The organism is Oerskovia sp. 140933, assembly GCF_059651515.1.
Map to the genome: position 1 here is coordinate 145,940 of NZ_JAMXIO010000004.1, position 14,188 is coordinate 160,127.

The window sequence follows — 14,188 nt, forward strand, 5'->3', positions numbered from 1 at the left end:
TCACGGAGCCCCGGGCCCGGCGGCCGCGCCGGGCGTGTCCGCCGCGGCGCTGCCACCGCCCTGCCCGACGGCGTCGCGCCCCTCGGGCGGGAGGGCGTCGGACGTGCCCGTCCCGCCGGTGCGCGGTGCGGACGCGTCGGGCTCACGGGGCGCGGCGCCGTCGGGCGTGGACGGGGCAGGTGCCGCGCCGACGGGCGGGGCCTCCCCCGGCGCGGAGGCCGACGGCTCGTCGGCCCCTGCGCTGCCGGTCGCCTGCGACGAGGCCGGCCGCAGCGCCGCCACGACCGCGGCCGCGGTCGCCGCCCCCATCCCGGGGACCGTCGCGATCTCCTCGGCCGACGCCGCACGCAGACGCTTGAGCGAACCGAAATGGGTCAGCAGCGCCTTCTTGCGTGCCGGCCCGAGCCCGGGGACGTCGTCCAGGGCGGAGGCGGTCATGGCCTTGCCGCGCTTCTTGCGGTGGTAGGAGATCGCGAACCGGTGCGCCTCGTCACGGACGCGCTGGAGCAGGTAGAGCCCCTCGGAGCTGCGCTGCAGGATCACGGGGTAGTCCTCCCCCGGCAGCCAGACCTCCTCGAGCCTCTTCGCGAGCCCGCACAGCGCGACGTCGTCGATCCCGAGCTCGGCGAGCGCCCGGGCGGCCGCCGCGACCTGGGGAGGCCCGCCGTCGACGACGACGAGGTTGGGCGGGTAGGCGAAGCGTGCCGCGCGACCTGCCGGGGCGTCGGCGCCCACCTCGCCCGACCGGGGTACGTACCCCGCGGCGACCGCGTCGGCGTCGTGTGCCGTGTCGTCGTCCGCCCCCAGGTCCATCTCGACGTCCGTCGCCTGCGAGCGGTCCGCGAGGTACCGCTTGAACCGACGGGTGATGACCTCGTGCATGGCCGCGGTGTCGTCGCGCGCCCCCAGCCCCTCCGGCCCACGGATCGCGAAGTGGCGGTACTCGCTCTTGCGCGCGAGCCCGTCCTCGAAGACCACCATGGACGCGACCTGGTGCGTGCCCTGCGTCGTGGACACGTCGTAGCACTCGATGCGCAGCGGCGCGGTCTCCAGACCCAGCGCCTCCTGGATCTCGCGCAGGGCCTGGCTGCGGGTCGTGAGGTCGCCCGCGCGACGGGTGCGGTGCAGCGCGAGGGCGTGCTCGGCGTTCTTGTGCACCGTCGCCGCGAGCTCTCGCTTGTCCCCCCGCTGAGGCACGCGGACGTCGACCTTCGCCCCGCGCAGACCCGTGAGCCACGCCACGACCTGCTCGGTGTCGGGCGGAAGGACCGGCACCAGCACCTCCCGGGGGACGACGCTCGACGAGGGGGACGAGGAGTCGCCCAGCGCCTCGTCGACCGAGCCGTAGACCTGCTGGAGGAGGTGCTCGACGAGCTCCGCGTCGGTCACGTCCTCGACCTTCTCGACGATCCATCCCCGCTGGCCACGGATGCGGCCGCCACGGACGTGGAAGACCTGGACCGCGGCCTCGAGCTCGTCCCCCGCGAGCGCGAAGATGTCCGCGTCCGTCGCGTCGCCCAGCACCACGGCGTTCTTCTCCATGGCCCGCTCGAGGGCCAGGATGTCGTCACGCAGCCGCGCCGCCTGCTCGTACTCCATCGCCGCGGCGGCCTCCTTCATCTTGGCCTCGACGCGACGGATGAACTTGGCGGTGTCACCGGCCATGAAGTCGCAGAAGTCCTCCGCGAGCGCGTGGTGGTCCTCGGGGGAGATCCGTCCGACGCAGGGGGCCGAGCACTTGTCGATGTACCCGAGCAGGCACGGGCGCCCCGTCTGCTGGGCGCGCTTGAAGACGCCGGCCGAGCACGTGCGGACCGGGAAGACACGGAGCAGCAGGTCGAGGGTCTCCCGGATGGCCCAGGCGTGCCCGTAGGGCCCGAAGTACCGGGTCCCGGGGCGCTTGGCGCCGCGCATGACCTGGGCGCGCGGGAACTGCTCCCCCAGGGTCACGGCGAGGTACGGGTACGACTTGTCGTCGCGGTACTTGACGTTGAAGCGCGGGTCGAACTCCTTGATCCACGAGTACTCGAGCGCGAGCGCCTCGACCTCGGTCCCCACGACCGTCCACTCGACCGACGCGGCCGTCGTGACCATGGTCTGGGTGCGGTAGTGCAGGTTCGTCAGGTCCTGGAAGTAGCTGCCGAGGCGTGCCCGCAGGTTCTTGGCCTTGCCCACGTAGATGACACGGCCGTGCTCGTCGCGGAAGCGGTACACGCCCGGTGACGTGGGGATCTCTCCTGGTGCGGGGCGGTACGAGGACGGGTCGGCCATGCCTGCCAGCCTAGGACAGTGCACCCACACGTCCGCCCCCTCGGGGCGACGCACGTGACGCCCGTCACACACGAACGGGGATCCGCCGCTAGGGTGACCGCATGGGCGCCCTTCACTCCTACGCCGCGACCGTCCGCTGGACGGGGGCCGGTCAGACCGGAACCACCACCTACACCGCGTACAGCCGGGACCACGACGTCGAGCTGGCCGGGAGGCCGACGCTCCCGGGCACTGCCGACCCCGCGTTCCGCGGCGACCCGGCCCGCTACAGCCCCGAGGAGCTGTTCGTCGCGAGCCTGTCGCAGTGCCACATGCTGTGGTTCCTGCACCTAGCGTCCGCCGCGGGGATCGTCGTGCGCGAGTACACGGACGAGGTGACGGGCACCATGCGGGTCGAGTCGGCCGGCGCGGGACAGTTCACGGACGTCACCCTGCACCCGCACGTCGTGGTCGACGACGGCCCCCAGGTCAGCGACCAGGCCGTCGCCGAGGTCCATCGCCGCGCGCACGACCACTGCTTCCTGGCACGGTCCGTGAACTTCCCGGTCCTGCTCGAACCCGCCCCGCTGCGCACGCACGCCGCCTGAGACGGGCCACCCCGCGGCGGAGCTCAGTCGCTCGTCGGCTCGGCCTTCTCCGCGGCGGCCTTCCGGGCGGCAGCCTTCCTGGGGGCCGCAGCCTTGGGGGCGGCCGACGCCTTGACGGTCGTCGAGGACTCGTTCGCCGCGGCCGTCGTGGACGACTTGCGTGCGGCCGTCTTCCGAGGCGTCTTCGCGGCCGAGGCCTTGCCCGCCGTGGCGGACGAGGACTTCTTGGGCAGGGGCGCCACCGGGATCGGGTCCCCCGTGAGGACCTCCGCGAGGAACCGACCGGTGTGGCTCGCCGGGACCGCCGCGACCTGCTCCGGCGTTCCCTCCGCGATGACCCGACCTCCCCCGGAACCGCCCTCGGGGCCCATGTCGATGACCCAGTCCGCGTTCTTGATGACGTCGAGGTTGTGCTCGATCACGAGGACCGTGTTGCCTTTGTCGACGAGCGACTGGAGGACCGCGAGCAGCTTGCGGATGTCCTCGAAGTGCAGGCCCGTCGTGGGCTCGTCCAGGACGTAGATCGTCCGGCCCGTCGACCGCTTCTGCAGCTCGCTCGCGAGCTTGACGCGCTGGGCCTCACCACCCGAGAGGGTGGGCGCCGGCTGACCGAGGCGCACGTAGCCGAGGCCGACCTCCGAGAGCGTCTTGAGGTGCCGCGAGATCGTGGGGACCGCCGCGAAGAACTCCGAGGCCTCCTCGATGGGCATGTCGAGCACGTCCGCCACGGTCTTGCCCTTGAAGTGCACCTCGAGCGTCTCGCGGTTGTAGCGCGCGCCGTGGCAGACCTCGCAGGGGACGTAGACGTCCGGCAGGAAGTTCATCTCGATCTTGATGGTCCCGTCGCCCGAGCACGCCTCGCAGCGCCCGCCCTTGACGTTGAACGAGAAGCGCCCGGGCGTGTAGCCACGGACCTTGGCCTCGCTCGTCTCGGCGAAGAGCTTGCGGACGTGGTCCCAGACCCCCGTGTAGGTCGCGGGGTTCGACCGCGGGGTGCGCCCGATGGGCCCCTGGTCCACGTGCACGACCTTGTCGAGGTTCTCGAGCCCCGTGATGCGACGGTGACGGCCAGCGACCTGCCGCGCCCCGTTGAGCTCGTTGGCGAGCACGGTGTAGAGGATCGAGTTGACCAGCGTGGACTTCCCGGAGCCCGAGACCCCGGTGACGGCGGTCAGGGTGCCGAGCGGGAAGCTCACGTCGATGCCCTCGAGGTTGTGCTCTCGCGCACCGATGACCGTGACCTGACGGTCCTTGTCCACGGGTCGGCGCGACGCGGGCAGCGGGATGCTGCGGCGTCCTGCGAGATAGGCGCCCGTGACGGACTCGGGGGCCTCGAGGAGCCCCGCGTAGTCGCCCGAGTGGATCACGCGGCCGCCGTGCTCGCCGGCCCCCGGCCCGATGTCCACGATCCAGTCGGCGGCGCGGATGGTGTCCTCGTCGTGCTCGACGACGATGAGGGTGTTGCCCAGGTCCCGCAGACGGGTCAGCGTGTCGATGAGGCGACGGTTGTCGCGCTGGTGCAGCCCGATGCTCGGCTCGTCCAGGACGTACAGCACACCCACGAGCCCCGAGCCGATCTGCGTCGCGAGGCGGATGCGCTGCGCCTCGCCGCCCGAGAGAGTCCCTGCGGGACGCTCGAGCGAGAGGTAGTCCAGGCCGACGTCGAGGAGGAAGCCCAGCCGGGCGTCGATCTCCTTGAGGACCTCGGTCGCGATGGCCTTCTGGCGGGTGCCCAGCTCGAGCGAGCCAAGGAACGCAGCGGCCTCGCGCAGCGGCAGACGGCAGACCTCCGCGATCGACTTGTCGCCGACCTTGACCGCGAGGACCTCGGGCTTGAGGCGAGTGCCCTCGCACACCGGGCACGGCGTCTCGCGCATGTACGCCTCGTACTTCTCCTTGGACCACTCCGACTCGGTCTCGCCGTGCCGGCGTTCCAGGAACGTCACGACCCCCTCGAAGCCGGTCGAGTACTGGCGCTCGCGCCCCCAGCGGTTCTTGTACCGGACGTGGACCTCGTGGTTCTGGCCGTAGAGCACGGCCTGCTGGGCGCGCTGGGGCAGCGCGCGCCACGGCACGTCCATGGAGAAGCCGAGGTCCGAGGCCAGGGCCGTCAGGACGCGGTTGAAGTACTCCGAGGAGATCTGCGCCCAGGGGGCCACCGCGCCCTCGGCCAGCGACTTCTCGTCGTCGGGGATCACGAGGTCCGGGTCCACCTCGAGGCGGAAGCCGATGCCCGTGCACTCGGGGCACGCCCCGTAGGGAGCGTTGAAGGAGAAGGTGCGCGGCTCGATCTCGTCGAGCGTGAGCTCGTGGTCGTTGGGGCACGCGCGCTTCTCGGAGAAGCGTCGCTCGCGCTGCGGGTCGTCCGCGTCGGCGTCCACGAGCTCCACGACGACGAGCCCGCCCGCGAGCCCCAGCGCCGTCTCCACGGAGTCCGTGAGCCTGCGCTGGACGCCCTCGCGCGAGACGAGACGGTCGATCACGACCTCGATGTCGTGCTTGAGCTTCTTCTCGAGCGTGGGAGGGTCCGTCAGCTGGACGACCTCTCCGTCGACCCGTGCGCGCGCGAACCCCTTGGACTGCAGCTCCTTGAAGAGCTCGCTGTACTCGCCCTTGCGTCCGCGGACCACGGGCGCCAGGACCTGGTAGCGCGTGCCCTCCGGCAGCTCGAGGAGGCGGTCGACGATCTGCTGCGGCGTCTGGGCCTGGACCTTCTCGCCGCAGACCGGGCAGTGCTGCGTGCCGGCGCGCGCGAACAGCAGGCGGAGGTAGTCGTAGACCTCGGTGATGGTGCCCACGGTCGAGCGCGGGTTGCGGTTGGTCGACTTCTGGTCGATCGAGACCGCGGGCGAGAGCCCTTCGATGAAGTCGACGTCCGGCTTGTCCATCTGCCCGAGGAACTGGCGGGCGTACGCGGACAACGACTCGACGTAGCGGCGCTGCCCCTCGGCGAAGATGGTGTCGAACGCGAGGGAGGACTTGCCGGACCCCGACAGGCCCGTGAAGACGATGAGCTGGTCCCTCGGCAGGTCGAGGTCGACGTTGCGGAGGTTGTGCTCGCGGGCACCAGCGATGACAAGGCGATTGCTCACCGAAGCATCGTATGCCTCGACCCTGACATTCGCACACCTGTTCGACCCCTCGGTTCCACCGCCGACCGTCGGGAGCGACGTCCCCGACGGCCCGGATCCGCCGGCAGGCCCCGTGACCAGCGCGCCGACCGGCGTCCCGACCCGTACGCACGGCACCGCCGGCGTGGACGAGACACGCGTCACACGGTCCGCCTCGCGTGCCATACTCGGCCGCGAGCAGCCCGGCCGGGCTGCCTCGAGCGACGGGACGGGGAGCGCACATGGGCTACGGCGGCGACGTGGTGGTCGGAGGACCGAGCGACCTGCGCGTCCTCGACGAGCTCGAGGTCCGCAAGGCGGCCGTCGGCCCCTCCGCGAACAACACCTACCTCCTGACCTGCCGGGCCGGCGGAGCCCAGCTCCTCGTCGACGCCGCCGCCGACGCCGACCGGCTCGTCGCCCTCGTGCGCGAGGGGTCGCCCGACGCACGCCTCGACCTGATCGTCACGACGCACCGCCACCTCGACCACGTGGGAGCGCTCGAGTCGCTCGTCGCCGTCACCGGGGCCCCGGTCGCCGCAGGCGCCCCGGACGCGGAGGCCGTCAGCGAGGCGACCGGGGTCGCGATCACGCGCCCGCTGCACGACGGCGACACGATCGTCCTCGGCCACGTCACCCTCGAGGTGATCGGCCTGCGGGGCCACACCCCGGGGTCCGTCGCGCTCGCCTACCGCGAGCCCGAGCACGCGAGCGGCCCCGGCTCGCTGCCCGGGCGCGTGCACCTGTTCACGGGGGACACCCTGTTCCCGGGCGGGGTCGGCAGCACGTCGAACGACCCCGCGCGCTTCGCCCAGCTCTACGCCGACGTCACCACGAAGCTCTTCGACCGGTACGACGACGCCACCTGGGTGTACCCCGGCCACGGCCTCGACACGACCCTCGGGGCCGAGCGCCCGCACCTCGACGAGTGGCGCGAGCGCGGGTGGTAGCCCCCTCCGGTCCGGCGGGCCGCCCCGAGGCCCGGGACCAGGGGCCGGCCTCGGTCCGGAGAGTGCTTGAATGAGCGCCATGCCGATCTTCGCCGTGACCTACACGTACGCCGACCGCCCCACCGTCCTGGACGAGCACCGCCCAGAGCACCGCGCCTTCCTGCGCGGGCTGCTCGACGACGGCACGCTGCTCGCGTCCGGCCCGCTCGCCCAGGACGCCGCCAACCCCGCCGGCGCCCTCCTGCTGGTCGACGCGCCGGACGAGGGGGCGGTCGCGACGGCGCTCGACGCCGACCCGTTCGCGCGCGAGCACGTCATCACCCGCCGGACCGTCCGCCCCTGGTCCCCCGTCATCGGCCCCTGGGCCGACCGCGCCTGACCGCACCGGCGCCCTCGACGGGCGACGCGCCCCCGGACGCGCGACGGCCCGCCTCCCCGAGGGGAGGCGGGCCGTCCGCGTACCAGGCGAGCAGGCGCCCGACGCGAGCGCGCTACGAGGCCGCGTCGACGTCGTCGGGCACCGGCGCGAGCCTGCTCGACGCACGCGTGCGCAGCAGGCTCGCCACGGTCGTGACCCCGAGCGCGCCCACGATGACCACGAGCGACAGCCAGATCGGGATCGTGGGGACGGCCTCGATGTGCTGCCCGCCGTTGATGAACGGCAGCGTGTTCTCGTGCAGCGCCTCGAGGATCAGCTTGACCCCGATGAACCCCAGGATCACCGCCAGCCCGATCGGCAGGTAGACCAGGCGCTCGAGCAGCCCACCCAGCAGGAAGTAGAGCTGGCGGAGCCCCATGAGCGCGAACACGTTCGTCGTGAACACGATGAACGGGTCCTGCGTCAGGCCGAAGATCGCCGGGATCGAGTCGAACGCGAACAGCAGGTCCGTGCTGCCGATCGCGAGGAACACGACGAGCATGGGCGTGAAGAGCTTCTTGCCGTCGACCACGGTCCGCAGCCTGCCGCCGTCGTACGTCTGCGACAGGGGAAGCACCCGGCGCAGCGACCGGATCAGCCGGTTCTCCTGGTACTCCTCCGGCTCGTCCCCGCCCACGACCAGCTTGACCGCGGTGTAGATCAGGAACGCCCCGAAGAGGTAGAAGACCCACACGAACTGGGCGATGATCGCGGCGCCCGCGAGGATGAACGCACCTCGCAGCACGAGCGCCACGATGATCCCCACCATGAGCACCTTCTGCTGGTGCTCCCGCGGCACGGCGAACCTCGTCATGATGATGACGAACACGAAGAGGTTGTCCACGGACAGGCTGTACTCGGTGAGCCAGCCCGCGTAGAACTCGACCGCGGGAGCACTGCCGCCCACGAGGGCGACGAGGCCGCCGAAGACCAGTGCCAGGGCGACGTAGAACGCCACCCACAGGCCGCTCTCCTTCATCGACGGCACGTGCGGCCGACGGCCCACGACCACCAGGTCGACGAGCAGGAGGACGACGAGGGCCGTCAGGGACGCCGCCTCGAACCAGAACGGCAGCTCGTGCTGCATCAGTAGGTCTCCTTCTCCAGCTGTCGGCGGTCGCTACGGTCCTTCGCGAGGCTCGCGATCGTGGTGATCGCCAGCGTGACCACGATGAAGCTGAGCGAGACGGCCGTGGAGATCTCCGGGATGGCCGTGATGTGCTCACCACCGTTGATGAACGGGATCTCGTTCTTGTGCAGCGCGTGGATGAGCAGCTTGATCCCGATGAAGCCGAGGATCGCGGCCAGCCCCCAGGCCAGGTACACGAGGCGGTCCAGCAGACCGTCGATCAGGAAGTAGAGCTGACGCAGACCGAGCAGCGAGAACGCGTTGGCCGCGAAGACGAGGAACGTCTCCTGCGTGAGACCGAAGATCGCGGGGATCGAGTCCACCGCGAAGAGCAGGTCGGCGCTGCCGATCGCGATCATCACGATGAGCATGGGCGTGATGTAGCGCTTGCCGTCGATCTTGGTGAACATGCGGTCCTCGACGTACGCGTCCGTCGTCGGGAACAGGCGGCGCGTGAGGCGCAGGACGCCGTTCTCCTTGTACTCCTCCTCGTCGTGCGACCGCGCACTCTTGATCTGCGCGTACGCCGTGTAGATCAGGAAGGCGCCGAAGATGTAGAAGACCCAGCTGAAGTTCTCGATCAGCGCGGCGCCCAGGAAGATGAAGATCGTGCGCAGGACCAGCGCGATCGTGATCCCGATCAGCAGCACCTTCTGCTGGTACAGCCTGGGCACGCGGAAGCTCGTCATGATGAGGACGAACACGAAGAGGTTGTCGACCGACAGGCTCTTCTCCGTGATGTACCCGGCGAAGTACTCACCGCCGTAGACCGAGCCGAAGTAGGCCCAGATCCCGACCCCGAAGAGCACCGCGATCCCGACGTAGCCGGCGGACCACCACGAGGCTTCCTTGAGGGTGGGAGCGTGCGGGGTGCGGACGTGGCCCACGAAGTCGAAGGCCAGCATCGCGACGATCACCCCGATCGTCGCGACCCACATCCAGACAGGAACATCCATCACACATACCTCCGGTACGTAGCGTCGAGTACCGAAGGTCTCTTCCGCCCTCGGATCACCGAACCGCCCGGAGGCGGCCGCGAGAGGTGACCGTGCAGGACCGGTGACACCGGGCCGACGACTGCGCCGACCGTGATGACGACATCACCGTGTTCAGGAATACTCCCCTTCAACCGAGCAAGCATAGGGCATCGTGCGATGCCGGCCCCCTCGCCTCCCACAACGCGTCGAGCCGTGCGGTTCTTCCGGCACGCCTCCCGCCGCGGCGCCCGTCAGGTGCTCACTGCACGCAGAACTCGTTGCCCTCGGGGTCCTGCAGGACGATCCAGAACTCACCGTCCTCGTCCATCTCCTGGAGCACGGTCGCCCCGAGCGAGACGAGGTGCTGCGTGTGCGAGCGGACGTTGCGCACCCTCTCGTCGCCCTGTCCGTCGACCCCCACGTCGATGTGCATGCGGTTCTTGGCCGTCTTGCCCTCGGGGACCTGCTGGACGAAGATCCGCGGCCCCACGCCGTCCGGGTCCACGATCGCGGCGAACGCGTTGAACCGGTCCGGGCTCATGCCCCAGGACGCCATCGCGGCCTCCCAGTCGTCGAACCCGTCGGGCGGTGGCTGCGCGACGTAGCCGAGCGCCTCGCACCAGAAGGCCGCGAGCGCCCGGGGGTCCGCTGCGTCGAACGTGATCTGGACCGTGCGTGCCATGTGATCCCTCGTCCTCTCCCGAGCGCCGGGCCGACGGCGTCGGTCCGGCGGTGCCCTGGCGTCCGGCGGCGCCCCGCGCAGGCGGTCGCCGTCGTCAGGGCGTGTCGTCAGGCGGTGGCCGACTGCATCTGCCGCAGCTCCTTCTTGAGCCCGGAGATCTCGTCGCGCAGGCGCGCGGCGAGCTCGAACTGCAGCTCGGCCGCTGCGGCGTGCATCTGGTCGCTCAGCTCCTGGATGAGGTCGGCGAGCTCGCCCGCCGCGACCCCCGCCAGCCGGTTCGACGTCGCCCCCTCCTTGGGGCCGCCGGGGACCGGGGCGCGACCCTTGCCGGGCTGCCGGTAGCCGCCCGCGAGGAGCTCCTGCGTGTCGATGTCCTCCCGGGCGAGCATGTCCGTGACGTCGGCGATCTTCTTGCGCAGCGGCATGGGGTCCACACCGTGCTCGAGGTTGTACGCGACCTGCTTCTCGCGGCGCCGCGTGGTCTCCTCGATCGCCTGGGCCATGGCGGGGGTGATCTTGTCGGCGTACATGTGGACCTGGCCGGACACGTTGCGCGCCGCACGACCGATCGTCTGGATGAGGGACGTGCCCGATCGCAGGAAGCCCTCCTTGTCCGCGTCGAGGATCGCGACGAGCGAGACCTCGGGCAGGTCGAGCCCCTCGCGGAGCAGGTTGATGCCGACCAGGACGTCGTACTCCCCCATCCGCAGCTCGCGCAGGAGCTCGACGCGGCGCAGCGTGTCGACCTCGGAGTGCAGGTACCGGACCCGGACGTCGCGCTCCAGGAAGTAGTCCGTGAGGTCCTCGGACATCTTCTTGGTCAGGGTCGTGACCAGGACGCGCTCGTTGCGCTCGACCCGCTCACGGATCTCGTGGAGCAGGTCGTCGATCTGCCCCGTGGTCGGCTTGACCACGATCTCCGGGTCGACCAGACCGGTGGGGCGGATGATCTGCTCGACCACGCCGTCCGACATCGAGAGCTCGTACTTGCCCGGCGTCGCCGAGAGGTACACCGTCTGCCCGATCCGCTCGACGAACTCCTCCCAGCGCAGCGGCCGGTTGTCCATGGCGCTCGGCAGGCGGAAGCCGTGGTCGACGAGGTTGCGCTTGCGCGACATGTCACCCTCGAACATCGCCCCGATCTGGGGCACGGTCACGTGGGACTCGTCGATCACGAGGAGGAAGTCCTCGGGGAAGTAGTCCAGCAGCGTGTGCGGCGCGGTGCCGGGCTCTCGCCCGTCGATGTGCCGCGAGTAGTTCTCGATCCCCGAGCACGACCCGATCTGGCGCATCATCTCGATGTCGTAGGTGGTGCGCATGCGCAGACGCTGAGCCTCGAGGAGCTTGTTCTGCCGCTCCAGCTCCGCGAGCCGCTGCTCGAGCTCGGTCTCGATCGACGTGATCGCGCGCTCCATGCGCTCCGGGCCGGCGACGTAGTGCGTCGCGGGGAACAGGTTGACGCTCGTCTCCGACCGCACGACCTCTCCCGTGAGCGGGTGGAGCAGGTGGATCGCCTCGATCTCGTCGCCGAAGAACTCGATGCGGATCGCGAGCTCCTCGTAGACCGGGATGATCTCGACCGTGTCGCCGCGCACCCGGAACGTGCCGCGCGTGAACGCCATGTCGTTGCGCGTGTACTGCATGGTGACGAACTGGCGCAGCATCGCGTCCCGCTCGACCTGGTCCCCGACGTCGAGCCGGACCATGCGGTCGACGTACTCCTGCGGCGTGCCCAGGCCGTAGATGCACGACACCGAGGCCACCACGACGACGTCACGGCGCGTCAGCAGCGACGACGTCGCGGAGTGACGCAGGCGCTCGACCTCGTCGTTGATCGAGGAGTCCTTCTCGATGTAGGTGTCCGTCTGCGCGATGTAGGCCTCGGGCTGGTAGTAGTCGTAGTACGACACGAAGTACTCGACCGCGTTGTTGGGGAGCAGCTCCCGGAACTCGGTCGCCAGCTGCGCCGCCAGGGTCTTGTTGGGCGCCATGACCAGGGTGGGCCGTTGCAGCTCCTCGATGAGCCACGCCGTCGTCGCCGACTTCCCGGTACCCGTGGCCCCGAGGAGCACCACGTCCTTCTCCCCCGCGCGCAGGCGCTCGGAGAGCTCGGCGATGGCCGTGGGCTGGTCTCCGGACGGGGTGTAGTCGGAGATGACCTCGAACGGGGCGACGGTGCGCTGGAGATCGGTGACAGGTCGCATGGTTCCACGGTACGGCGAGCCACCGACAACCGGCTGCTCGGCCCGTCGGCCCCATCGGCCGCCGAGGCGCCGTCGTGAGGATCGGCGCCGGTTTTCACCCGGTTGAAGATTTGGCGTGTCGCGAAGGCCGCCCCTAATGTCGCGGTGATCCCACGCTTCTCGTGACATCCCTCACCAAACCCGACAGCGGGCCACGACGTGCCGTTGATTAGTACGCAAACCTTACTTTCAGCCTCGACCCTCTCCCGGAGACGACGATGTTCCTCAGCTCGACACGCAGGGCACCCCAGCGCCCCCTCCTCGGCCTGCTCACCGCAGGTGCGCTGACCGCAGGCCTGCTCGGTGCCGCAGGAGCGCCCGCGGCCTTCGCAGCCCCCGCGTCCACCACGAAGGCTCCGGCGACGTGCCCCGCTGACGGCGTCTTCCCCGACATCACCACCGGGCCGGGCAACCTCGTGCTGGACACGGGCGTCGCCGTCTACGTCGGGGGGAACTACGTGGCCCACCCCGCCGCGGCCGAGTCCGAGGGCCTGCTCGTCGTCGCGGGCGACGCCACGTTCTCCTCGGGCCAGTTCAACGTCGGCACCGTCGGCGGAGGATCGGGCGTCACGCCCGCCGGGGGTGCCGCCATGCTCGTCGTCGGCAAGGACCTGACGCTCGAGAGCGGCCCCGTGCAGGTCGGCTTCGGCACCGACCCGGGCGGCGCTGTCGTCGTCGGGGGCAAGATCGTCGGCAAGAACCACCTCGAGACGAACGGCACGGGCGACGCGAGCGTGTCCGCCGAGGTCACGGAAGGCGTCGGCTCCGCGAAGGCCCTCGCTCCGTACGCCGCGCTCGGGAGCTCGCTGGGCAGCATCTCCCAGGACCTCGCCCGCACCCCGGTCAACGGCCGCACGCAGATCGAGGGGAACGCGGTCTCGTTCGTCGGCGACGGCACCCGGAGCACGCAGGTCTTCTCCGTCAGCGCATCGCAGCTCAACTCGATCCGCGAGGTCAGGTACTCGGGCCTCGCCGCGGGCACGCCGGTCGTCATCAACGTCTCGGGTGACGGCGTCGACTTCTCGCCCAACTACCAGGCGCTCAACGCGCGCCGGGTCGACGACGTCGCCACGAGCGCGAGCATCGGGACGTTCGCGGGCCGCGTCCTGTGGAACTTCTCCGAGGCGACGTCGGTGACCCTCGGGACCGCCGACCAGTTCGTCGGCAGCGTGCTCGTGCCCTCCGCGAGCAGCACGGTCGAGATCAAGACCAGCACCAACGGACGGCTGTACGTCGGAGGCGACCTGAGCTTCGCCGGTGCCGCGGGCCCCGCCGGTCTCGAGCACCACAGCTACCCGTGGATCGGCTCGGGCGCGTTCGGGTGCACCCTGACCGTCCCCCCGACCACGGGCACCGACGGTGGCGGGCAGGAGCCGTCCGACCCCACCGACGAGCCCGGCTCGACCGACGAGCCGAGCGTGGAGCCCGGCGAGCCGGGTGAGGGCAGCCTGGTCCCCACGCCGACGGCCACCACCCCGGCCCCGCTCGACGAGACCACGCCCGTCGCGGACCCGGTCACCCCTGCCCCCGGCGCAGCGAACCCGGTGCAGGACGAGGACGTGCCCGGCGCAGCCGCCACGGAGGACGGCGGCCTCGCCGCCACGGGCGCGCAGACCGCCGTGATCGTCCTGATCGCCGTGGCGCTCCTCGCGGGCGGCACGTGGCTGGTCCTGCTGGCACGCCGACGCGCGGCCGCGTCGCGCTGACGACCGGGCGACGCAGCACGACGGCCGAGGCCCCCAGGTAGGCACACCGGGGGGCCTCGGCCGTCCTCCGGCGACCGTCACCGCCGAGGCGCGGGCGCCGGCCGGGAGGCAGGCA

10 protein-coding genes are annotated in these 14,188 nt (G+C 70.9%); 4 read left to right on the forward strand and 6 right to left on the reverse strand.

The annotated features are described in order from the left end of the window. A complete protein-coding gene (gene uvrC / locus NHG27_RS04030; RefSeq protein WP_497014827.1) occupies positions 1-2,271 on the reverse strand; it encodes an excinuclease ABC subunit UvrC in 2,271 nt (756 codons plus the stop codon). 101 nt (positions 2,272-2,372) lie between these two features. On the opposite strand from uvrC, the gene NHG27_RS04035 reads away from it, so the two are divergent. After that, the gene (locus NHG27_RS04035; protein ID WP_193719722.1) at positions 2,373-2,858 is read left to right on the forward strand and encodes an OsmC family protein; all 486 of its coding nucleotides are present in this window, start codon (positions 2,373-2,375) and stop codon (positions 2,856-2,858) included. 23 nt (positions 2,859-2,881) lie between these two features. On the opposite strand, the gene uvrA is transcribed toward NHG27_RS04035, so the two are convergent. Further along, positions 2,882-5,950: an excinuclease ABC subunit UvrA gene (gene uvrA / locus NHG27_RS04040; protein ID WP_193719723.1), complete on the reverse strand. Its 3,069-nt coding sequence runs from the start codon at positions 5,948-5,950 to the stop codon at positions 2,882-2,884. 260 nt (positions 5,951-6,210) lie between these two features. Between uvrA and NHG27_RS04045 the strand changes: the two genes are divergently transcribed. Then, entirely contained in the window at positions 6,211-6,918 is a 708-nt protein-coding gene (locus NHG27_RS04045; protein ID WP_193719724.1) for an MBL fold metallo-hydrolase, read from the forward strand. A gap of 70 nt (positions 6,919-6,988) precedes the next feature. Further along, on the forward strand, positions 6,989-7,297 hold the full coding sequence (locus NHG27_RS04050) for a YciI family protein (protein WP_321575359.1): 309 nt from the start codon (positions 6,989-6,991) through the stop codon (positions 7,295-7,297). A 112-nt stretch (positions 7,298-7,409) separates the two neighbouring features. On the opposite strand, the gene NHG27_RS04055 is transcribed toward NHG27_RS04050, so the two are convergent. The 4 genes from NHG27_RS04055 to uvrB all read right to left on the reverse strand — a co-directional run bounded on the left by NHG27_RS04055 (position 7,410) and on the right by uvrB (position 12,328). Beyond that, a complete protein-coding gene (locus tag NHG27_RS04055) occupies positions 7,410-8,423 on the reverse strand; it encodes a TerC family protein (protein WP_497014828.1) in 1,014 nt (337 codons plus the stop codon). Next, positions 8,423-9,421: a TerC family protein gene (locus tag NHG27_RS04060; protein ID WP_497014829.1), complete on the reverse strand. Its 999-nt coding sequence runs from the start codon at positions 9,419-9,421 to the stop codon at positions 8,423-8,425. Before NHG27_RS04060 ends, NHG27_RS04055 begins: the two co-directional genes overlap by 1 nt. A 280-nt stretch (positions 9,422-9,701) precedes the next feature. After that, on the reverse strand, positions 9,702-10,124 hold the full coding sequence (locus tag NHG27_RS04065; protein WP_193719727.1) for a VOC family protein: 423 nt from the start codon (positions 10,122-10,124) through the stop codon (positions 9,702-9,704). 107 nt (positions 10,125-10,231) lie between these two features. Further along, positions 10,232-12,328: an excinuclease ABC subunit UvrB gene (gene uvrB, locus NHG27_RS04070; RefSeq protein ID WP_193719728.1), complete on the reverse strand. Its 2,097-nt coding sequence runs from the start codon at positions 12,326-12,328 to the stop codon at positions 10,232-10,234. Positions 12,329-12,585: 257 nt separating this feature from the next. Here uvrB and NHG27_RS04075 point away from each other — a divergent pair, with 257 nt between their 5' ends. Then, on the forward strand, positions 12,586-14,073 hold the full coding sequence (locus NHG27_RS04075; RefSeq protein WP_497014830.1) for a choice-of-anchor A family protein: 1,488 nt from the start codon (positions 12,586-12,588) through the stop codon (positions 14,071-14,073). Positions 14,074-14,188 lie beyond the last annotated feature (115 nt).

Bases quoted from the DNA above. Each gene is read 5' to 3' on its own strand.
- uvrC (WP_497014827.1), bottom strand. From the start codon at position 2,271: ATGGCCGACCCGTCCTCGTACCGCCCCGCACCAGGAGAGATCCCCACG.
- NHG27_RS04035 (WP_193719722.1), top strand. From the start codon at position 2,373: ATGGGCGCCCTTCACTCCTACGCCGCGACCGTCCGCTGGACGGGGGCC.
- NHG27_RS04045 (WP_193719724.1), top strand. From the start codon at position 6,211: ATGGGCTACGGCGGCGACGTGGTGGTCGGAGGACCGAGCGACCTGCGC.
- NHG27_RS04050 (WP_321575359.1), top strand. From the start codon at position 6,989: ATGAGCGCCATGCCGATCTTCGCCGTGACCTACACGTACGCCGACCGC.
- NHG27_RS04055 (WP_497014828.1), bottom strand. From the start codon at position 8,423: ATGCAGCACGAGCTGCCGTTCTGGTTCGAGGCGGCGTCCCTGACGGCC.
- NHG27_RS04060 (WP_497014829.1), bottom strand. From the start codon at position 9,421: ATGGATGTTCCTGTCTGGATGTGGGTCGCGACGATCGGGGTGATCGTC.
- NHG27_RS04065 (WP_193719727.1), bottom strand. From the start codon at position 10,124: ATGGCACGCACGGTCCAGATCACGTTCGACGCAGCGGACCCCCGGGCG.
- uvrB (WP_193719728.1), bottom strand. From the start codon at position 12,328: ATGCGACCTGTCACCGATCTCCAGCGCACCGTCGCCCCGTTCGAGGTC.
- NHG27_RS04075 (WP_497014830.1), top strand. From the start codon at position 12,586: ATGTTCCTCAGCTCGACACGCAGGGCACCCCAGCGCCCCCTCCTCGGC.